Annotated in this window: 21 protein-coding genes and 1 other RNA gene; 11 read left to right on the plus strand and 11 right to left on the minus strand. The window is 49.0% G+C overall.

Features of this window, described 5'->3' with window-relative positions:
• Positions 1-49: 49 nt before the first annotated feature.
• Positions 50-541: an RNA pyrophosphohydrolase gene (gene rppH, locus EHS89_RS18045; protein ID WP_124927566.1), complete on the minus strand. Its 492-nt coding sequence runs from the start codon at positions 539-541 to the stop codon at positions 50-52.
• Positions 542-678: 137 nt separating this feature from the next.
• Between rppH and EHS89_RS18050 the strand changes: the two genes are divergently transcribed.
• Positions 679-1,332 (plus strand): histidinol-phosphatase, encoded by a 654-nt coding sequence (locus EHS89_RS18050; RefSeq protein ID WP_124927567.1) that lies wholly within the window; start codon positions 679-681, stop codon positions 1,330-1,332.
• Between the two features lie 253 nt (positions 1,333-1,585).
• On the plus strand, positions 1,586-1,990 hold the full coding sequence (locus EHS89_RS18055) for a CBS domain-containing protein (RefSeq protein ID WP_124927568.1): 405 nt from the start codon (positions 1,586-1,588) through the stop codon (positions 1,988-1,990).
• A gap of 72 nt (positions 1,991-2,062) precedes the next feature.
• On the opposite strand, the gene EHS89_RS18060 is transcribed toward EHS89_RS18055, so the two are convergent.
• The 7 genes from EHS89_RS18060 to EHS89_RS18090 form a co-directional block, all read right to left on the minus strand.
• Positions 2,063-3,253 (minus strand): class I SAM-dependent rRNA methyltransferase, encoded by a 1,191-nt coding sequence (locus tag EHS89_RS18060; RefSeq protein ID WP_124927569.1) that lies wholly within the window; start codon positions 3,251-3,253, stop codon positions 2,063-2,065.
• Between the two features lie 112 nt (positions 3,254-3,365).
• Positions 3,366-3,758, minus strand: coding sequence for a glycine cleavage system protein GcvH (gene gcvH / locus EHS89_RS18065; RefSeq protein ID WP_124927570.1), 393 nt, complete (start codon positions 3,756-3,758; stop codon positions 3,366-3,368).
• A 23-nt stretch (positions 3,759-3,781) separates the two neighbouring features.
• Positions 3,782-4,888, minus strand: a complete 1,107-nt coding sequence (gene gcvT, locus EHS89_RS18070; protein ID WP_124927571.1) for a glycine cleavage system aminomethyltransferase GcvT — start codon at positions 4,886-4,888, stop codon at positions 3,782-3,784.
• 198 nt (positions 4,889-5,086) lie between these two features.
• On the minus strand, positions 5,087-6,346 hold the full coding sequence (locus EHS89_RS18075; RefSeq protein ID WP_124927572.1) for a UbiH/UbiF/VisC/COQ6 family ubiquinone biosynthesis hydroxylase: 1,260 nt from the start codon (positions 6,344-6,346) through the stop codon (positions 5,087-5,089).
• 20 nt (positions 6,347-6,366) lie between these two features.
• Positions 6,367-7,614 (minus strand): 2-octaprenyl-6-methoxyphenyl hydroxylase, encoded by a 1,248-nt coding sequence (ubiH, locus tag EHS89_RS18080; RefSeq protein WP_124927573.1) that lies wholly within the window; start codon positions 7,612-7,614, stop codon positions 6,367-6,369.
• Positions 7,615-7,617: 3 nt separating this feature from the next.
• Positions 7,618-8,931, minus strand: a complete 1,314-nt coding sequence (pepP, locus tag EHS89_RS18085; RefSeq protein ID WP_124927574.1) for a Xaa-Pro aminopeptidase — start codon at positions 8,929-8,931, stop codon at positions 7,618-7,620.
• A 15-nt stretch (positions 8,932-8,946) separates the two neighbouring features.
• A complete protein-coding gene (locus EHS89_RS18090) occupies positions 8,947-9,543 on the minus strand; it encodes a UPF0149 family protein (protein WP_124927575.1) in 597 nt (198 codons plus the stop codon).
• Positions 9,544-9,681: 138 nt separating this feature from the next.
• Between EHS89_RS18090 and EHS89_RS18095 the strand changes: the two genes are divergently transcribed.
• The 4 genes from EHS89_RS18095 to EHS89_RS18110 all read left to right on the plus strand — a co-directional run bounded on the left by EHS89_RS18095 (position 9,682) and on the right by EHS89_RS18110 (position 11,163).
• Positions 9,682-9,891: a TIGR02449 family protein gene (locus EHS89_RS18095; protein ID WP_124927576.1), complete on the plus strand. Its 210-nt coding sequence runs from the start codon at positions 9,682-9,684 to the stop codon at positions 9,889-9,891.
• Complete coding sequence (locus tag EHS89_RS18100) at positions 9,888-10,199, plus strand: cell division protein ZapA (RefSeq protein ID WP_124927577.1); 312 nt, start codon at positions 9,888-9,890, stop codon at positions 10,197-10,199. The genes EHS89_RS18095 and EHS89_RS18100 overlap by 4 nt, the downstream gene beginning before the upstream one ends.
• 142 nt (positions 10,200-10,341) lie before the next feature.
• Positions 10,342-10,521: non-coding RNA, 6S RNA (gene ssrS, locus EHS89_RS18105), on the plus strand.
• A 36-nt stretch (positions 10,522-10,557) separates the two neighbouring features.
• Positions 10,558-11,163: a 5-formyltetrahydrofolate cyclo-ligase gene (locus EHS89_RS18110; protein WP_124927578.1), complete on the plus strand. Its 606-nt coding sequence runs from the start codon at positions 10,558-10,560 to the stop codon at positions 11,161-11,163.
• Between the two features lie 511 nt (positions 11,164-11,674).
• Here the strand turns inward: EHS89_RS18110 and EHS89_RS18115 are convergent.
• The gene (locus EHS89_RS18115; RefSeq protein ID WP_124927579.1) at positions 11,675-12,595 is read right to left on the minus strand and encodes an AEC family transporter; all 921 of its coding nucleotides are present in this window, start codon (positions 12,593-12,595) and stop codon (positions 11,675-11,677) included.
• Positions 12,596-12,702: 107 nt separating this feature from the next.
• Here EHS89_RS18115 and EHS89_RS18120 point away from each other — a divergent pair, with 107 nt between their 5' ends.
• A complete protein-coding gene (locus EHS89_RS18120; RefSeq protein WP_124927580.1) occupies positions 12,703-13,215 on the plus strand; it encodes a glycine cleavage system transcriptional repressor in 513 nt (170 codons plus the stop codon).
• A gap of 82 nt (positions 13,216-13,297) precedes the next feature.
• Here the strand turns inward: EHS89_RS18120 and EHS89_RS18125 are convergent, their stop codons facing one another.
• Both EHS89_RS18125 and argH read right to left on the minus strand, forming a co-directional pair.
• Positions 13,298-15,277, minus strand: a complete 1,980-nt coding sequence (locus EHS89_RS18125; RefSeq protein ID WP_124927581.1) for a methyl-accepting chemotaxis protein — start codon at positions 15,275-15,277, stop codon at positions 13,298-13,300.
• A 246-nt stretch (positions 15,278-15,523) separates the two neighbouring features.
• Positions 15,524-16,918 (minus strand): argininosuccinate lyase, encoded by a 1,395-nt coding sequence (gene argH, locus EHS89_RS18130; RefSeq protein WP_124927582.1) that lies wholly within the window; start codon positions 16,916-16,918, stop codon positions 15,524-15,526.
• 186 nt (positions 16,919-17,104) lie between these two features.
• Between argH and hemC the strand changes: the two genes are divergently transcribed.
• Genes hemC through EHS89_RS18150 form a run of 4 tightly spaced genes read left to right on the plus strand, consistent with a single transcriptional unit; the run spans position 17,105 to position 21,306 of the window.
• Positions 17,105-18,052 (plus strand): hydroxymethylbilane synthase, encoded by a 948-nt coding sequence (gene hemC / locus EHS89_RS18135; protein ID WP_124927583.1) that lies wholly within the window; start codon positions 17,105-17,107, stop codon positions 18,050-18,052.
• Positions 18,042-18,833, plus strand: a complete 792-nt coding sequence (locus EHS89_RS18140) for a uroporphyrinogen-III synthase (RefSeq protein WP_124927584.1) — start codon at positions 18,042-18,044, stop codon at positions 18,831-18,833. The genes hemC and EHS89_RS18140 overlap by 11 nt, the downstream gene beginning before the upstream one ends.
• The gene (locus EHS89_RS18145) at positions 18,830-20,041 is read left to right on the plus strand and encodes a uroporphyrinogen-III C-methyltransferase (protein ID WP_124927585.1); all 1,212 of its coding nucleotides are present in this window, start codon (positions 18,830-18,832) and stop codon (positions 20,039-20,041) included. Before EHS89_RS18140 ends, EHS89_RS18145 begins: the two co-directional genes overlap by 4 nt.
• Positions 20,041-21,306, plus strand: coding sequence for a heme biosynthesis HemY N-terminal domain-containing protein (locus EHS89_RS18150; RefSeq protein WP_124927586.1), 1,266 nt, complete (start codon positions 20,041-20,043; stop codon positions 21,304-21,306). Before EHS89_RS18145 ends, EHS89_RS18150 begins: the two co-directional genes overlap by 1 nt.
• The last annotated feature ends 94 nt before the right edge of the window (positions 21,307-21,400 follow it).

Consider the following 21,400-nt stretch of genomic DNA (forward strand, 5'->3'; position numbering starts at 1 on the left):
TCTCCTTTTAGCTTACAAACTCTCAGGAAGCCTGCGAATAAGTCCCAGACTACCAGCCTCCCAAAACCAGCCGGGTTAGCTTCGGTGATAACTCACGCATCGCTTTACGGTATACATCCCGTTTAAACGCAACTACCTGACCCAGCGGGTACCAGTAACTAACCCAGCGCCAGCCATCAAACTCGGGGGAATCTGTGTCATCAATTGACACAGCATTATCTTCACTCAACATTCGTAACAGAAACCATTTTTGCTTCTGTCCTACACAAACCGGATGGGAATGGTGCCTGATCATACGTTTGGGCAGTCGGTAGCGTAACCAACCCCGGGTGACAGCAATCACCTCGACATCAGCAGAGGTGAGACCGATCTCTTCTTTCAATTCCCGGTACATCGCCTGTTCTGGCGTCTCTTCCTCGTTAATCCCCCCTTGAGGGAACTGCCACGCATTCTGACCTATTCGTCTTGCCCAAAGCACCTGACCCATCGAGTTAGCCAGAATGATACCGACATTCGGCCTGAACCCATCTGAATCTATCACGGTGAATTCCTTACAAAATCTTTTCAGCTATTGTTCCATAATATCAGGTAGTTCAGCAAATAGAGCTGATTAACAATTGCCTACGCCATGCCGAGCCACTATCCTAAGCGCTCTTTCAAACGGTTGGAGATACAAAATTGAGTCTGGCGATTTTCGATTTAGATAATACCTTGTTAAATGGTGATAGTGATCATGCCTGGGGCGAGTTCCTATGCGAAAAGGGCATTGTCGATGTTGAGGCATACCGTCAGGCAAATGACTATTTTTATCAGCAGTACAAAGCCGGCACTCTGGATATATTTGAATTCCTGGAATTTGCACTAAAGCCGCTAGCCGAAAATGACGCTGCCACGCTACAAGCACTGCATGATCAGTTTATGCAGGAAAAGGTAGCGCCGATGATGCTGGATAAAGCCGCAACGTTATTACAAAAGCATCGGGATCAGGGCGATTTCCTCCTTATCATTACAGCAACCAACCGTTTTGTTACCGGCCCTATCGCCGCAAAACTAGGCGTTGATGATACTCTGGCAACCGATCCTGAACAGATAGAAGGTCAGTATACCGGTAAGATAGCGGGTACTCCCTGCTTTCAGGCGGGCAAAGTTGAACGCCTCAATAGCTGGTTGAATGACAATGATCACTCACTGGAAGGCAGCTATTTTTATAGCGACTCTATCAATGACAAACCTCTGTTAGATCTTGTCAGCAATCCGGTAGCTGTTGACCCTGATGAGCTACTCAAACAAGCCGCTGAAGCGAACAGCTGGCCGATTATCAGCCTGCGATAATGCTAAAGATTTTTAAAAGCCCGGCTTATGCCGGGCTTTTTTATGACCAGCAAAGGGATCTTAGATTGTCGCTATCGGTCAGATAGCCTTATCTGATTGGTGAAATCCTGTATTCAGTGCAACACTGTAATTAGTAACCAAGGAATCTGCCAATAAGAACTGATTCAAAACCATGGTCAATGATGACGCACTTCAGCTAGCACCTGCTAATTTCAGGGCTTGTTCAGAGATTCCCAAACAGGAGGATAAGACAATGATTCTGATACAGGACATCATGTCTGAACACCTGGTTCCATTGCATGAAGAGATGTCTCTGGCACAGGCGGTAGATCATTTAATGAGCAACAAAGTAATCGGACTACCGGTTGTGGATAACCAGAAAAAACTGGTGGGTTTCTTATCCGAGCATGACTGTATCCCCTACTTACTGGATGACAGCTATCATTGCGACAGCCATGTTCTGGTCAGAGATATGATGCATAAAGAGCCATTGACCGTTAAACCAACCAATACCATTCTTGAAATGGCCCAGATGATGGCGACTAATAAGCCCAAAATTTACCCCGTAATGGATGGCGATAAACTGGTCGGCGTAGTACGCAGAGGCGAAGTCATGGCGGCCCTGAATCAGCAACTAAAACATTGCCGGGTTGCATAAAGAGCAGTCTGAGAGATAAAAAAAAATGCGCCAATGGCGCATTTTTTTAATTCCGCAATACCCCATCGGGCATCAGGATACAGGCAGCATCCTGACAAAGTAGGATTTAAGGTAATCCGTTTCCGGGATGGCCGGATGCACCGGATGGTCACCGCCCTGATGACCCTGATCAAAGATCTGCGCCTGACGATCCAGTGCACGGCTTTCAGAGCGAATGATATCCACCAGCCGCTCACGCTGCAGGTGCATAGAACAGGACGCCGAGATCAGGATGCCATTCTTAGCCACCAGACGCATCGCCAACTGGTTCATCCGCTTATAGGCCTGCTCGCCGTTACGGATATCCTTACGCTTCTGAATAAAGCCCGGTGGATCCAGAATCACCACATCAAACTTTTCATCTTCTTCCAGCAACATTTTACAGCCATTGAAGGCATCACCATGTAATGTCTGGAAGCGATCTGAAGCATCATTCAGACGGGCATTCTCATCAGCAACATCCAAGGCAAACTCAGAAGCATCCAGACAAGTCACATGGTCTGCACCCGCAGCCAGCGCCTGTACGCCCCAACCACCAATGTAACTAAACAGATCCAGTACCCGCTTGCCCTGCACATGTTGTTGCATCCGCGCGCGGTTAAGGCGGTGATCATAAAACCAACCGGTTTTCTGGCCTTTATGAACCGGCGCCACAAAAGGCACACCGTTTTCTTCAAAAGGCACCAGTTCAGGCACTTCGCCAAACGCCACTTCAGAGTAACTTTCGAGCCCTTCCGTCTGACGCATTTTGCCATCATTGCGGAACAAGATACCCTGAGGTTTGAATACTTTTTCAATCGCAGCAACGATATCCTCTTTCAGCAACTCCATACCTGCGGTAGAGATCTGCACAACAAAGATATCGAAGAAACGGTCGATCACCAGACCAGACAAACCATCACTGTCGCCAAACACCAAACGATAGCAAGGCTTATCAAAGCACGCTTCACGCAGAGAAAGCGCAATATTCAGACGGTGCACGATCAGCGAACGATCCAGTGGCGTCTTCACTGTACGACTAAATAAACGGCCACAGATGAGTGTATTAGGATTAATATAAGCCAACCCTAACGCCTTACCGCCCGCACTCTCAACCACTACCTGCTCACCAGGTTCAAACTGCTTTAGCGGTGTTTCCTTTGTGTTGACTTCATTACTGTAGATCCAGACATGGCCACCACGGAGACGCTTATCGGCGCCAGCATTCAAACGTAGTTGTTGCAAGGGAATTACCTTCAGAAAATTTTATTCAAATGGATAGCAGGAATTATATCGCCCACGACCCTGAAAACAGAAAGCCCTGCCAAAGGCAGGGCTTATGAGTAGACACCAGGTTTTAAGCTTCTGCTTCACACAGCTCAGCGTAACCTTCTGCATCTAACAGGGCATCCAGCTCAGACGTATCTGACAGACGAAGCTTAATAAACCAGCCATCACCATAAGGGTCGCTATTAACCTGCTCAGGTGAATCTTCCAGCTCTTCGTTTACGGCAACAATCTCACCGCTTAGTGGCGCATAAATATCTGATGCCGCTTTTACCGATTCAACCACACCGATATCATCGCCATTATCGTACTCAGTACCCACATCTGGCAATTCTACAAAAACCACATCACCCAGAAGGTCCTGTGCATGGTCAGTAACACCAATAGTTACTACACCATCGCCCTCATCTCGGATCCATTCATGGCTGGCAACATACTTCAGATCGCTTGGGATATCGCTCATTTTCTCTTTCCTACATTAAGAGTTTATGAAAATACTTTTGCGCCATTACGTACAAATGACGGTTTCACTACTTTTACTTCAACCTGCTTGCCACGCATATCGACATGACAGCTTTCGATCGCACCGGCTGCTACCCTGGCCATCGCAATTGAGCAGCCCAGTGTCGGAGAGAATGTACCACTGGTTATCTCGCCAGCTTCCTCACCATTGATAATTACTTTCTGATGGCTGCGCAGAACACCACGGGCCTCCAGCACCAGCCCAATCATCTTTTCTTTCACGCCGGCCTGACGTTGCTGCTCCAGCACCTCACGACCCACAAAATTACGTTCGGCAGGCTCCCACGCAATAGTCCAGCCCATGTTGGCGGCCAGCGGAGATACCTTTTCATCCATGTCGGCACCGTAAAGATTCATGCCGGCTTCCAGTCGCAAGGTATCCCGCGCACCCAGCCCACAAGGACTAACGCCGGCATCAGCAAGCGCCTGCCAAAAACCGGCGACTTCATCTTCAGGTACCATCACCTCAAGACCATCCTCACCAGTATAGCCAGTTCTTGCAAAAAACCAGCCTTCAGACTCTACACCCTGAAAGACCGTCAGATCATCAATCAGCTTAACCCGGGATTCACTCAGTACCGATGCGACTTTACTACGCGCGTTAGGCCCCTGAATGGCAACCATTGCCAGGTCCGGCTGTTCGGTTAGCGCGACATTATCAAAATGAGCAGTATGGTCAGCCATCCAACGCAGATCTTTTTCACGGGTAGCGCAGTTCACAACCACCCGAAACCATTCTCCGCCGACATGAGGCTCAGTCATCAGATAAACAATCAGATCATCAACCACGCCGCCGGTCTCATTCAGCATCGCGCTGTACATCGCCTTACCCTGCTGCTTTAAACCAGCAACATCATTAGCCAGCAAGTACTGCAGATACTCTTTAGCATCAGCGCCTGTGACGTCAACTACGGTCATATGCGAGACATCAAACATTCCCGCATCTTTACGCACTATGTGATGTTCTTCTACCTGCGAGCCGTAGTTAATCGGCATATCCCAACCACCAAAATCAACCAGTTTGGCATTCATCTGCTGGTGCTTTTCGTAAAGTGCGGTCTTCTGTCCCATAAATGTAACTCTTGTTCCTGAGGCCGGTGTACGGGCCTTTATCCTTAGTTCTTATTCTCAGACTCAGCCTGGCGATAACCTGCCAATGCCAAAAAGGGATGCCAATGTATATAGATTAAACGGTTAGTGCAAATTTTGCGCAATCCGGACACTCAACTGATACCCATCTGTTAATCTAAATAATAGTCTAGTCAGTTTTTAATCTCGTACAGGGCGCTGAGCCAGCTTAGGCAGATTGCCACTCAGCCCCATAGCCTGCTGTACGATATGATTTTTCACCGGAGCCAATTGGTTCATCAGATTCATACCGGAATTACGCAATAATAACGCCAGTGGCTGGGAAGAATTAAACAACCGCTTAAAGCTTTCCATGGTGGCAGCCATCTGTAAATTATCACTCTGACGGGCCCGTTGAAAACGGCGCAGATGAAACTCAGAATGCCAGTGCTTGCCTGTCTCAATACCTTCCAGAATATTCTCTGCCAGTGCCGCAGCATCCATCAAACCTAAGTTCACGCCCTGCCCCGCCAAAGGGTGGATAGTGTGAGCCGCATCACCTATCGCAGCAAAACCCTCTTTAACATATTGTCGGGCATGCCGTTGTCGCAGGGGAAAAACAAAGCGTTTATCGGTCGCCGTCACTTTACCCAGACGCGACTCAAACGCCTGCTCTAACGCCGTACAGAATTCAGCATCATCTAACTCCATCAATACACGGGCATGATCAGGTGAGGTAGACCAGACAATAGAACTGAGACACTCATCAGACAAGGGTAGAAATGCCAACGGCCCATCTTCAGTAAACCGTTGCCAACAGGTTGCCCGGTTCGGTTGCTCGGTTGTCACTGTCGTTACTATCGCGTGATGGCCATAGTCCCATTCCCACATGCCTATTCCAGCCAAACGACGGGTATTAGACAAGGCGCCATCAGCAGCCACAACCAGCTTAGCCTGGATCGACCTGCCACTACTCAGCTGTAGCCTGCGTAGACCTTCTGCATCCACTTCGGTCAGATCGGTTAGCTGTTCTCCGGCACAGAAGGTGACATTATCCTGCTCAGCCACCACCTGACACAGCGCCGCCTGGGTCACCCGGTTTTCAACAATATGCCCCAGACAGGGCTCATGCAGCTCTGTACAGTCAAATTTAATCTGTCCGGTACCTTCACCATCCCAGACATCCATCTGGCGATAAGGCATTAACCGCATCTGTTCTATATATTGCCAGGCACCGGCAACGCTTAAGACCTGCTGCGAAGCGATAGTTAACGCGCTGACCCGGGGATCATACCCGGAAGCTCGTATTCCGGCTTCCCACTGCAGGGCATCCGAGGGGTCCAGATCCCGACTTTCCAGGATATGAATCTGCAGATCGGTATCGGCCAACAGTGCGGCCAGTGTCAGGCCAACCATTCCCGCGCCTACAATAACCAGATCGGCTTGAGTCTGTTCTGTCATGATCGGTTCTCCAGCTCAGGCTAACGCAGATCAGGGGTAGCAACATCTAACCCCATAGCACTGCGGGCAAAAACAGTTTTCGCCAGAGGACAGCAATCCATCAACTGCAGTCCGGCGCTACGCCCTAAAGCCAGCAATGAATTACTATTAGAAAATAGCTTCATGGTTTTATCACTGAAGCCTATGGTTTTGCTTTGATCACTTTTCACCTGATCAGCAAAACGGGACAAATGATCCAGTTCGCCCAAATTAACACCCGCTTCACGGGCTCGAATAAGCTCTGCAGCCAGAGAGACAACGCCTCGCAACGCCAGGTTATACCCCTGTCCGGCAATAGGATGCAGCGAGTGAGCAGCATTACCCAGAACCACCAGCCCTTTACGCACCTGCTCATCAGCAAGACTCAGTTTGAGAGGGTAACTAAAGCGTTCACCCACTTTTACAAATGCTCCGGCACGATAACCAAAGCGCTCATGAACCCGGCTGATAAATTGCTCATCTGACAGCGCCATCACTTCATCAACCTGCTCATCAGGCAAAGTCCAGACCAGCCCTATACGATGATTCTTGCCTTCATCTTCAAGTGGCAAAAGCGCCATAGGCCCGGTATCAGTAAAACGTTCGTAAGCGATATGCTTATGGCTATCGGCTGGGCTGATATTAGTCACCAACGCATGCTGTTGATAACTTTGCTGTTGATAACCTATGCCTAACTGTTCGCGCAGCTCTGAACGACCGCCGTCAGCCATCACCACTAACTCTGCCGTCAGCTGGTGCTCTGCCCCCTCATGCTGCAGGCTTACCGCCATATTATCCGTCTGATAACTTACTGCGGTGACCTCAGCCGGACAAAGCAGATCAATATGCTCAGCATCAGGTTGCTCTAATCGATTTAACAGCACCCGACCCAGCCAGTGATTTTCTACCACATAACCTAGTGCCGCGACGTTTTCCTGAGCAGCATTAAGCCGGGTAACGCCGAAGCGCCCCTTATCAGACACATGAATATCGCTGATCGGGCACAGATGCTGATTTAACTGATCCCATACGCCGATCTGTTCGTATATCAGGCGACTACCGTAAGCCAGCGCTGTCGCTCGGGCATCGTAACTGGGCTGATATACCAGGCTGCCACTGGCGGGCATAGGAAAAGCTTCAACCACAGCGATCGACAGACCTAACCTTTGACCAGCCGGAATCAGTGCCGTTGCCAGACTAGCGCCAACCATACCGCCACCAACAATCAGGATATCGTAATGCTGCTTCATCGTTTAACTGCCCATTAGCGCTTCAATCTCGGCAACAGACTTAGGCACGCCACTGCTTAATACATCACTGCCCGTTGCGGTTATCAGAACATCATCTTCGATACGGATACCAATACCGCGCCACTTTTCATCAACCTGTTCATTCTGTGGCGAAATATAGATACCCGGCTCAACCGTCATCACCATACCCGGCTCAAGTGGACGCCAGTCACCGGCAATTTTGTAGTCACCTACGTCGTGTACATCCATACCCAACCAGTGACCAATACGGTGCATATAAAAAGCCCGGTAAGCGCCACTTTCAATCAGCTCATCCCGCTCGCCTTTTAAAAGACCCAGCTCAATCAGCCCTTCTGTCAGCACTTCAACAGACAGGTCATGAATCCGATTCCAGGGCACGCCCGGTTGCAGGGCATCAATACAGGCTTGCTGGGCTTTTAATACCAATTCGTAAACCGCACGCTGCTCGGGACTGAACTTGCCTGACACTGGAAACGTTCGAGTGATATCACCGGCGTAATAATCCAGCTCACAACCCGCATCGATCAATACCAGGTCACCGGAATGTAACTCGTCCCAGTTCTCGGTGTAGTGCAACACGCAGGCATTATCACCCCCTCCTACAATTGAAGAGTAAGCGGGCTGTCGACAGCCATTAGCGGCAAAATGGTGGGTGATCTCAGCTTCTAGCTGATATTCCGTCATGCCCGGCTTACAAGCCTGCATCGCCCGTACATGCGCTTCCGCCGAGATACGCCCGGCTTCGCGCATCATCTCGGCTTCATCTTCCGCTTTAAATAACCTCATTTCATGCAGCAAATGATCCAGCATGACCATTTCGCCCGGCGCTACCGCACCCATGCGCGCCTGGGCACGAATATCATTGAGCCAGCCACGCACCTGGTTATCGAGTTTTTCATCCGTGCCGATCGAGTAATAAAGGCGAATACAGCCTTGTAGTAACTTCGGCATCTGCTGATCTATCTCATCAATCGCATAAGCCTGGTCAGCACCGTACTGATTGCACACCCCTTCGGGGCCTGCGCGATAACCATTCCAGATCTCCATTTCAGGATCACGGTCGCGGCAAAACATCACTACAACACCCTCGGTACGGCCAGGAACCAACACCAGAACAGCATCCGGCTCATTAAAACCGGTCAGATAGTAAAAATCGCTGTCCTGACGAAACGGATAATCAACATCCCTATTCCGTGCTATTTCCCGGGCGGAGGGAATAATTGCCACACTACCGGCGCTCATCTGCGCCATTAATTTCTGACGGCGTTCAGCAAAGCTTTGTTGACTGATTCGCATCTGGCTACCTTTCTGTCAATGCAGGGTTGTTCCCGGTGCTACCGGTTCATCCGGCTGCTGGGGATTAAACTCGCTAAAAATCATCATCGAAGCCATACGGACATATTCCTGCAGCTCCATCAGATCGGATTCATTTTCTTCATCTTCTTCCGGGGCCAGCTCAATCTGAGCTATCTGTTCCATGTCACTCAAGGCTTCTTTCAGCTCATCAGTAAGAGATTCATTTGTATGACCGCCATGTAAGCCAAAACCAGTCAGGTATCCCTGACACCAGCTACCCAGCGCCTCAGCCCGTTCAGCCAGCGTCAGATCATCATCAGGCAACAGTAACTGAAAACCAAAGTCAGCGTTTTCCAGCTGTGCGACTACACCGTCATACAGGTCGGTCAATGCCAGCTTTGAGCTTTCATGACGAAATTCGGCAACATCGATAAGTTCGCCAGCCAGCTTAAGCCAGGCTTCGTGACCAAATCGGGCACCCGCAGACAGATAACCGCACAGCAGACCATGCACTTCAGCAGCACTACTGGTCATACTGTCCTCTGCGGTCAGCACATCGGTCAGTTCATAATATTCAGGGATAAATTCTTCGGGGGACTGAGTCTCGGACATGAGCGGCACTACTCTGTTTCAGCTTATCTTAATGGACTCATATCCTAGCACTTCAACACTAACGGCACCACGAATCAGGTCTCGATTGATGAGCAATTTCCGCTTATTATACTGGCTCCTACAAAAGAGCCTGAAACTATGTCTGCATATGTCTTAGACAAGCTGGAAAATCAAATCTCGCAACTGGTTAGCCATTGCCAGAAATTAGAGCAGGAAAACCAGGCTCTGCGCCAACAACTGAGTAGCATGCGCGAAGAACGTAGCCAGCTACTGCAGATGAATACGCATACCGGCCAGAAAGTCGATGCGATGATCAGCCGCCTGAAAAACCTGGAGCAACAGGCATGAACAACACTCCAAGAAATATTTCAGTGACCTTGCTTGGCAAAGAATATGTGGTTGCCTGTCCATCTGATGCAGAGCCGGATCTGATTAAATCAGCAGCTTACCTGGATAAGAAAATGCAGGAGATCCGAGCTGGCGGAAGAATAATTGGCGCCGAAAAGGTCGCCGTCATGGCGGCCCTCAATATTGCCTACGAACTGCATAGCAGCAATAAATCAGAGCAGCAAGCAGTCACTCAACGACTGGAATTGATGGGGCAGTTAATAGAGCAAGCTCTGCCAGACAAGGATTCAATTCAGGTTACCAAGTAAGACTATAGAGTGAATTCTTTTCATCAGAACTTAAATCAGCATTATTTTCATAAACTTACGGCAATAACACCGGCCGATCTTTAGCACAATAAAGTTTTAATTCAAGAGCTGACTTTCCCTTTTACAGCAGTATAATAGCGTCAGCTCCCTGGGGCTATTGGTTGTCTGGTTACGTCCCTTGAGCCGATAATCACACCTTAGGAAGTCTTTCGTATAGATGATGCGCATGTCCGCCAGTCGGAAAGCCTAATTCTATACAGAGGCTACCACCTTGAACCTTCGGGTTCAGGGCCAGAACCAGCGCCGCAGCCTTGGGGAGTCATTCTTTTTCTCTTTTTCTCTTTTTCCGTTCCGGACTATGAATAAAAAACCTGATTTTAAGCAAAAGCTACGTCGCGAAATGCGTAATGCCAGACGTCGTCTTACTGTGCCCCAGCAAAAACAAAATGCACTGGGGCTGCTACAGACTATCCGTCGCTTAACGCAGTTCCGTCGTAGTAAAAATATTGCACTCTATCTGGCTAATGATGGTGAGATCAGTCCGGAACAGGTCATTCACTATTGTCGCCAGCTGGGAAAACAGTGCTATCTACCGGTCCTGCACCCGATTAAACACAACCGGCTCTGGTTTGTTGAATACAACAGCGACACCCAACTGAGAAAAAACATATACAAAATTGATGAGCCACCGCTGATCAAAGCGCCTCGCCGTCCAGCATGGGCGTTAGACCTGGTACTGCTACCTCTGGTCGCCTTTGATGAGGAGGGCGGACGCCTGGGTATGGGCGGCGGTTATTACGACCGCACATTCTCCTTTAAACAGGGTTGGAGAAAAGGACGCGGTACCCAGCTAATTGGATTAGCTCATGATTTGCAGAAGGTTGAGCAGTTAAAAACTGAAAGCTGGGATATCCCGCTTGAAGGTGTGGCGACAGAAAGCCACTTCTATCCTGCACGCCGTTAACCTGCAAAGACTAAAAACAGGCTCCCTGCTCGTAAATAGTTTTTTTACTCAGAAGCTAACACTGTATGACAAGGCTGAAGCTTCTATTCCAATGGTAAAGGTTCTTACCCTGAAAAAGAGGCTATAACGCAGAAGTCGGGGCCTTACACTAAAGCTGAGGCTTTAATGCAGAAGAACGATGGGTAAACAGGATTGCTAACAGCGGTTAGCCCGTAAATACCTGCCCCACCAAAGATACAAACTCAATATTGCTGTTACTTACACCGGTAGCAACTGTTCCTAGTACAAAAACAGCTATCAGTACTACAACTAAATCCGGACCTTTTTTCATTTTCTCTCTACTCAAGGAATTGGTTGGCTTAAAGCCCAAAAAAACGCGCACAAGTTTTCCATATTGAGAAAAAAAGGCAAGCTTTTTCTAGAACTTATACGCACTTTATCGACACTTTTACTAAAACCTTAATAAAAGACCGTGAATTTCGGCAAAAAGTTCCATTCATTTCGAAGAAATTCAGATAAATTCCAGAAAAAAGACTAAAACAAACGGCATCGTTAACATTGAGAGCAGAGTTTGAGCAGTAATAATGGCGGCCATCATGGGTGCATCGCCACCCAGCTGTCTGGCCAATACATAAGCGGTCGACGCTGTGGGCAAGGCGCTAAACAACAATAACACCTGGGCCACTAGCCGGGATTCTATAAAAAGCAGACAAACAAGCAACATAATTAATGGAAACAGCACCAGTTTAACCAGGCTGCTATAGAGCACGGCACCGCCAGCACTACGCAACGCCGACAGACTTAACCCGGCACCAACGGCCAGCAAGCCCAAAGGTAACGCCATACCACTTAAAAGTCCGGCAACCGACTGGAGCATGAAAGGCAAACCAACCCCGGAATAGTTGAGAAAAATACCGATAACACAGGCCAGAATCAGTGGGTTTTTTATTACCGCCAACAACGCACTACTGAAACCCGCATCACGCCGGGTATAAAGACTGAATATCAGCACACATAACAGATTCAGCGAAGGCACCATTAAAGCAATAATAACCGCAGCGACCGCCAGCCCCGCATCCCCAAACATCGCCGCACTCGCTGCCAGCCCGACATAGGTATTAAACCGCATCCCGCCCTGATAAACCGAAGTAAAGCTATGATTCGCAATAGGCTTTAACTTCTGCACCAGAATCAGCAACAATGTCCCGGTTAATAATAAAACACCTATCGCAACCGCAACCTTTTGTAAGGGAACAGCACTCACATCAGCCAGGCTCAGCTTGTAGATCAGCAATGTAGGAAACAACAGAAAATAGATCAGCTTTTCAGCGGGTTCCCAGAAGCCATCGCCGGGAAATCCAAGCCTTCGAATACCGTGACCTACACAAAGTAGTGCAAAAACAGGCCATAAGGCCGTGAGTATCTCGCTCATCTGTGTTTATAATCCTAGGTAAGCCTGTTCTGCACAGGCGTGCTATAAGCCGGGATCAACGGGGACAGTGATCCCGGCCCAGATACAATATACAGGAGCAGACAATAATGACATCTCTCGTACTTACAGTGATCGCTCCAGACCAGCCCGGTCTGGTAGAACAGCTGTCCCAAACTATTGCAGCACACCAGGGTAACTGGCTAGAAAGTAGCATGTCCCGTCTGGCGGGAAAGTTTGCCGGCATTCTTATTGTCGCCGTTCCAGATGCTCAGACAGAAGCCCTGCTCAGCGCCTTAGAGGCCCTGGATTCACAAGGATTAAAAATTATTGCGGAGAAGAGTCAGGAAGCTAAGCCTGAAACCAACTGCAATAGCATCTCTCTGGAGCTGATAGGCCACGACAAGCAAGGTATCGTGCGGGAAATTTCTCAGGCACTCAACGGTTACAATATCAACGTTGAACGCCTGTCCACTGAGCTGGTCAGCGGCTCAATGTCCGCAGAGCAACTATTCAAAGCCGAAGCAGACCTGCTGGTACCTGCCGGAGTGGACCTGGATGACCTGCAACAGTCGCTGGAAGATATCGCCGGCGACCTGATGGTCGATATCACCCTGAACTAAATGCACTGATTCAAAAAACCCGCACTATGCGGGTTTTTTTTGTTTTATCCGTTACTGGTTGAGAACGTTAATTCATAGAGAGCTAACTCATTGAGAAGCGCCCCAGTAATGTCTGTTGCTGCTGCACCACATCTAATAGCTCGTGGCTACTTTCTGCCGCACTATCAGCCCCCTGTGAAGTCTCTGCCGCCGCCGAATTAATAGAGACCAGTGTCTGACTAACCTCCGCCACCGCCTGCGTTTGCTCATTCGCCGCATTTTCGATGAAGGCATTCAGGTCTCTGATATGCGAAACCGCATCATTCATAGCCTGCAGAACTTCCTGCGAACGGTTTGCCTGATCAACACAGTTCTGGGTTTGCTGATAGCTCTGATCCATCACCGATGAAACTCGCTGTATAGCATCCTGCATACTCCCGACCATGGTTTGAATATCCTGTACAGACTCCCGGGTTCTGCCCGCCAGCGCACGTACCTCATCGGCTACAACAGCAAAGCCCCGGCCCTGTTCACCGGCCCGGGCAGCCTCTATCGCTGCATTGAGTGCCAACAGGTTGGTCTTATCTGCGATTCCCTGAATGCTGGTCAGAATAGTGACGATCTGCTCACCAAAGGCCGACAGCTCATTACTCACACCCATCGCATTATCTATACCTTTGGCTTGCGTCTCGATACTGGCAATAGTATCCAGCATCTGCTGACTTACATTTTGACTCAGCGACTCAAACTCATGCACCGCGTTCAATGTGGTTTTACTGTGACCCGCCACTTCGGCAACACTATGCTCCATCTCGACAGCCGCTGAAGATGTTTGCTCCAGTTGCATACTTTGCATACTCATGGATTGGGTCGTTTGTTGACTGATTGCTGCATTTTTATGCGCCACATCCGACAAACGCTCTGAGCCTTGCGCTACCTGCTGAAGAATCTCATTTAAGCCTTTTACAACGGTATTCAGATAACGACTCAGATCACCAAATTCATCCTGACGTTTTACTTCAAATGAAACCCCCAGATCACCCTGACGCATAGCACTTAGTCCCTGATGAATATGGGCCAGAGGAATACGGATAGTTTGTACCAGAACAACAGCAATAATCAGCGCGAAAACAACCGAACCTACCAACAATCCTAAAATCCAGATATGGCTAAAACTGACCTGTTCCTCAGCCTCACTACGAGCCGTTATCGCCAATTGATTATTCGCAGCAATAAAACCATTCATCGCTTCTCTTGCCTGGATGATCAACTGGTCTGTTTTCGCTAACTCATCTGCCAGCTTCGCATTAGCCCCAGCCTGTTTAGTATAAAAAGCCACTAAACCATCGCCATATAGATGATTAAGGATGGAATCAACTGTTCGCTTTAACACCTGGGGATTTGGCACCACCTTGGCAAGTTCCTGATAGGCCCGCAGTAATTCGCCCTCATTATCAGCCAACACGGTATTTAGCTCGTCTAAGCCTCTGGTACGCTGATAATTTACCAGCTGAAAGCGATGCATACTAAACATCAGACTCAGCTCTTTCGCCCGTTCTATCACCAAAGGACCGGGCTGAGTTTCGGATAAACGCTGCATCCAGGCATTCATAGAATCGCCAAAGCCCTGAAACTCAATTTCTGCCTGCTGCGTTCGAAAGCCTAATATCAAAGACTGTTTGCGATCTGCCAATACTTTTTCAGTCACACCAAAAAACTGTTGACTCAGCGCCTGAACGTTATTCAATTGTTCCGTCAAAACCGGGTTACCTGCAACCTTTTCAGCAACCTGAGTCTGAGCTTCATTAAACTGAGCAATACGTTTTTTTACCGCCTGACGTTTACGATTCAGGTCTTTGACTTTGTTCTGGGATAACGCAGCAAAAAGCTCAGAATTCACCTCTTCCAGATAGATCATCTGCTGGAAACTACCGGACAGCGATGGGATTACATTATCAGACACTTTAAAAAAGTGATCCGATATGGTCCGGCTGGCAATCAGGCCACCAGCGCCTACAACAACGATAAACAGTACCATCAGGGCGAAACCGGCAGTCAGTTTATAGGTGATATTAATTCTCATCCATCAATCCGGTTATACACTAACCGACCTCCATTATTAGGCGAGCAACCCAAACTTATTTGTAGCGCTTATTAATTTTTTTATTACAACCTATGACTCCTAAATGTAACCCTTTAGTAGAACATTTGTTTAACCTAATAAACCATGTTGAGTAGTCATCTGAATTAAGTGGCAGATACGCGCAAATTGCGGACAATAAAAAACCCGTTGCGGCCAGACCGCAACGGGCTTTTGAATAAAGAAAGTTTAACGCTGAGCCAACATCTTCTCAGCACGATCACAGGCTGCAAGCACCTGCTTCGGAGCTGTACCGCCAATATGGTCACGGGCACTGACCGAACCATCCAGAGTCAGGACATCGAAAACATCAGCGGTAATCTGATCAGAGAACTGCTGTAGTTCTTCAAGCGTCATCTCGCCCAGATCTTTATTTTGCTCGATCCCGTAGGCAACGGCTTTACCTACTATCTCGTGCGCATCACGGAATGGGATACCTTTACGTACCACATAATCAGCCAGATCTGTCGCAGTAGAGAAGCCGCGCAACGCCGCTTCACGCATGCTGTCACGCTTAGCTTCAATGGCCGGCACCATATCAGCAAAAGCTCGCAGACAACCTTTTACTGTATCAATCGCATCAAACAGCGGCTCTTTATCTTCCTGATTGTCTTTATTATAAGCCAGGGGCTGGGACTTCATGAGCGTCAGCAAAGACATCAAATGGCCATAAACACGACCGCTCTTACCCCGTACCAGCTCAGGCACATCCGGATTCTTTTTCTGCGGCATGATAGAAGAACCAGTGCAGAAACGATCCGGGAGGTTAATAAAGTTAAACTGCGCAGATGCCCACATTACCAACTCTTCCGAGTAGCGGGTCATATGCATCATCAGAATACTTGAGGCGGCACAAAATTCGATCGCAAAGTCACGATCTGACACAGAGTCCAGCGAGTTTTCAGTGGGCGCAGTAAAGCCCAGTAGCTCAGTGGTCATGTGACGATCAATAGGATAAGTGGTGCCAGCCAGTGCTGCGGCACCTAATGGCAGAATATTGACCCGCTTGCGGCAATCGGCAAAACGCTCGTAATCACGACTTAGCATTTCAAACCAGGCCATCAGATGATGACCAAAAGTGACCGGCTGAGCTGTCTGAAGGTGGGTGAAGCCCGGCATCACAGTATCAGATTCCTGACGAGCCAGACCGATAATACCTTGCTGCAGACGAGTAATCTCAGCCAGCACACGATCGATCTCATCGCGAACATACAAACGAATATCGGTCGCTACCTGATCATTACGGGAACGCCCCGTATGCAGTTTCTTACCGGTTACACCGATCTTCTTAGTCAGTGCCGCTTCGATGTTCATATGTACATCTTCGAGCTCGATAGACCACTCGAAGTTGCCATTTTCAATATCAGACTGAATTTCAGCCAGCCCGGTCAGAATATCGCTGCACTCAGCTTCGGTCAGAACACCCACTTTGGTAAGCATCTTGGCATGAGCGACAGAGCCTTCGATATCCTGCTTATACATACGCTGATCAAACTCTACCGAGGCGGTAAAGCGGGCAACAAAAGCATCCGTTGGTTCATTAAAACGGCCACCCCATTGCTGGTTTGTTTTTTCGTCAGTCATATTAAAACCTCAAATCTGTGCATTCCGCCTGCCAGGGACAGGAACTTGTCCTGAATCAATGGCGGGCATTATACAGCAAGCTGGACGCATACCACATGCCTGATCAGCTGTTCCCTGCCCACTTATCTGATAAAATCACTGAATATTTTGCATCGCAGACCGGGCCATTGCCCTCCAGGACCTTGTATGACTGATAAAGTAATTCGTATTGCCACCCGTCAAAGCCCTCTCGCCCTGTGGCAGGCTGAGTATGTAAAAGCTGAATTAGAAAAATTCCACCCGGGAATTCAGGTCGAACTATTAGGTTTTACCACCAAGGGTGATGTGCTGCTCGACTCACCGCTATCCAAAATCGGCGGCAAGGGTCTGTTCGTTAAAGAGCTGGAAGTCGCCATGCTTGCTAACGAAGCGGATATCGCAGTGCACTCGATGAAAGATGTTCCTATGGAGTTCCCAGAAGGCCTGGGACTTGCGGTTATCTGTCCCAGAGAAAAGCCAACCGATGCTTTTGTGTCTAATAAATACACCACACTGGACGAGCTACCTCAGGGCGCCGTAGTAGGCACCTCTTCTCTGCGTCGCGAAGCGCAAATTCGTGCTAACCGCCCTGATCTGCAAATCAAAACCTTACGTGGCAATGTGAATACCCGGTTACGAAAACTGGATGAAGGCCAGTACGATGCCATCATTCTGGCAACAGCGGGTCTGTTACGACTAGAAATGGCTGACCGAATAGCCAGCGAAATATCAGCTGAAGAAAGCCTGCCAGCTGGCGGCCAGGGTGCTGTCGGTATCGAGTGCCGGACCGATGATGAAGTAACCAAAGCGCTTCTAAAACCTTTACATGATCAGGAAACCGCCTACCGGGTCACGGCAGAACGCGCGATGAATCGTCGTCTAGAAGGGGGCTGTCAGGTACCTATCGCTTGTTTTGCCACACTGAATGCAGCCGGTGATGAGCTTTTCCTACGGGGCTTAGTCGCCAGTACTGACGGTACTAAAATTTTACGTGATGAACTGCGCAATACACCTGACAATGCCGAACAGATGGGCATTGAGTTGGCTGAACGCCTTCTGGATGCAGGCGCTGCAGAAATACTGGCTGAAGTGTACAAACAAAGTAATGATGGCTGAACTGCATCCCAGAATACTGGTAACCCGACCTGTGGCTCAGGCTGCAGGTCAGTCTGAACTACTCAGACAACAGGGAGCAAATCCTGTTGAATTACCGTTATTGGAGATCATTCCAACGGCAGAAGATGATAGCGGCTACCCCCTGTTAAAAAGTCGGGTAATGGATCTCGACCTGTACCATAAAATCATCTTCATCAGTGCTAACGCCGTGATTCAGGGCATGGAACTGATCGACCAGTTCTGGCCACAATTACCGATCGGTATTGAATGGCTGGCGATAGGCCAGCAAACAGCGAACAAATTAGCCGATTATGGCATCGCCGCACAGCAGCCTGAGCAAGGTTATGACTCGGAATCATTGTTACAGCTAGAGCAGCTGCAACATGTTGAAAACCAACGCATTCTGATCATGCGCGGTCAGGGTGGCAGGACCACGCTGGCAGAGCAACTAGAGCAGCGTGGCGCCAAAGTTGAATATGCAGATCTCTATCAACGACGCGCACCTGACTATACCTCTGAGCAGATCAGCAGTACTATCGGTACTGATATGCCTGCCGGAATATTGCTGACCAGCGGTGAAGCATTATCTAATTTCACCGACCTTATCGGTCAGTATTCGCTACAACAATTACTCTGCTGTTTGATTGTTGTACCCAGCGAAAGGATAGCCCGAATTGCAAAAGATTTAGGCTATACTCGGGTGATAATCGCCAAAGGACCGGACAACCGGTCTATGGCCGAAACAGTTTTATCGAACATCGATACGGATGACAGACCATGAAAAAAAGCGGGAACAACAATCCAGACACTTCAGGTAAGAAGGAAGATGTGATTGAGGGAGAACTGATCGACAAGGAAAGCATCCCCGCCGAACCGAATGAAAAGGCACAAGGTTCTGAAGCGGATAACCCGCCTGAAGCTGCGCCAAAGGCTGACAAACCAGCCAAGCAGCCTGCAGGCTGGCCAGGCAAGCTGGCTCTGCTGTTGGCACTAATTGCCATTGTCGGGGTGGTTTATCTTTACTGGATGCAGATGCAGGCAGGTAATCAACTGGCTCAATCGCAGCAGCAAACAAATTCCTCTGTGGATAAAGCGATAGCACAAAGCCAGCAACAGACAGATCAGAAACTAACCTCCCTAAGCAAACAACTGAGCAGCCTTGAAAACAACGCACAGCAAGAACAGGCTAATATCAGTGAACTTCAGGATCGTCTGACCCGCAGCATCAAACAGGTCACTGCGGAACAAAAGAACACCCAAAAAGACTGGTTACTGGCTGAAGTTGAATACCTTCTTCGACTGGCAAATCAACGGGTACTGATGGAACAGACGCCTCAGGGGGCATTACAACTACTCCGCTCCGCCGATAAGATCCTCAGCGAGACCGACGATGTTACTATCTATGAAATCCGTAAAGCTGTTGCGGCTGACATCGCTGCCTTAGAAGCCGTTCCGGCACTGGATACCGAAGGTGTGTTTCTACGTCTTGGCGCTTTGAATGCTCAGGTCACTCAGCTGCAGGTAATTCCCCTGACCGAACAACATAAGCTGCCTGAAATTGTGGGCCAGGTCACCAGCGAAGACTTCGCCTCCAGCTGGAGTGAAGATGTTAAGCAGGCCTGGGCGAAAGTATCTGACAAGTTCAACCAGCTAGTCGTAATACAGGACCGCAGCGAGCCGATCGAGCCACTGCTGTCACCGCAGCAAAGTTATTACCTGCAACAGAACCTGCACCTGATGCTAGAGCAGGCTCAGTTGTCATTGCTACAGCGTAAGCAGAAGAGCTATCAGAATAGCCTGACTAAAGCACAGAGCTGGGTTAGCACTTACTTCGAGCAGAACCATAGCAATACTCAGGCACTGCTTAAAGCACTCAAAGGGCTTGAGGAAGTTGAAGTAGCCCCTGAAATGCCTGATATTTCCGGCTCTTTAGCCGCACTGAAAGGCTATCTCAAGGATATGCGTAAGCTGAAGGAAGGAGCCGCCTGATGAAACGTCTATTTATCCTGCTACTGGTATTAATGTTTGCCGGTGCCTGGGTTGGTCAGATGATGATCCAGGATTCCGGCTATACCCTGCTCGCCTATGGTCAAACCACCATTGAGATGAGTATGTGGGTGTTTGTCGTACTGTTGATAGCGCTCTTCCTCGCACTGCACTGGGGCTTAAACCTGCTTAACAGCTCGCTTAAGTCGGGTACCCGTTTGCGTCTTTGGAGTGGCGGTAGAAGTCAGCGAATTGCTCAGGCTAAAACCCTGAAAGGACTGATTGCACTGTCAGAGGGTAACTGGTGGAAAGCCCAGCGCTTACTTTCACAGTCCGCTGATAAAAACAGCCTGCCTCTGATTAACTATATCGCTGCAGCCCGAGCCGCACAGGAGCAAGGCAGCGAAGCCACCTGCGATGAGCTATTGCAGAAAGCACTCGCCTCAACACCGGGCGCCGAAGTTGCTGTCGGTGTCATTCAGGCACAAACACAACTTTCCCGGGGACAGCTGGAGCCCTGCCTGGCAACACTGCTGAGCTTACGTAAGAAAGCCCCGAAGAATACTTACGTTATGAAGTTGCTGCGGGAAGTCTATATTCAGCTATGTGACTGGCACGCACTGCAACAACTGATTCCTGAGCTACGCCGTCATAAAGTACTTAAAGATGACAAGCTAACCCAGACCGAACAGCTCTGCTATCAGCGCCTGCTAGAGCATAGTATCGCGCTTCCAGAGGGCACGGCCCTGGAGGATAAGCGTAAAGCATTAGGAGAGACCTGGCATAACATGCCTGGTCAGTTAAACAAAGATGATGTTCTGGCACGTCATTACACTCAGCTATTAGTGAGTATCGGCGCTGAAGCCAAAGCAGAACCTGTATTACGTGAGCTGATTAAACGTAAATGGGATGATGAACTGGTCAGCCTGTACGGCAAGATTGAAGGCGAAAATCCTAATAAACAGTTGGATGCGGCACGAAAGTGGCTGAAAGATTACCCGCTAAACCCATACCTTCTTCTAACATTAGGTCGCCTGTCACAGCGTAATCAGCACTGGGGAAAAGCCGTTACTTACTTTGAACAGAGTCTGGAACAGCAACCACAAGCCGAAACCTTAAGTGAACTGGCCCGCTTACTTCAGAATCTGGGTGAAACTGAACGGACTCAAAAACTGATGGAAAAACATCTGGGTCTTATCGGCGGCGGACTACCTGCACTACCACTTCCGGAGAAAGGCACTACCCTGGCCGCACCTGAAGTACAGTAGTCAGGCGCTGCTAAGCGACTTACCTGAAGTCACCTACGGCGCTTACTAGTAAACACAAAAAAACGCACCTCAGTGCGTTTTTTATTGTCCAACC

It is taken from the genome of Amphritea balenae (assembly GCF_003858655.1).
GTDB classification, from domain to species: Bacteria; Pseudomonadota; Gammaproteobacteria; order Pseudomonadales; family Balneatricaceae; genus Amphritea; species Amphritea balenae.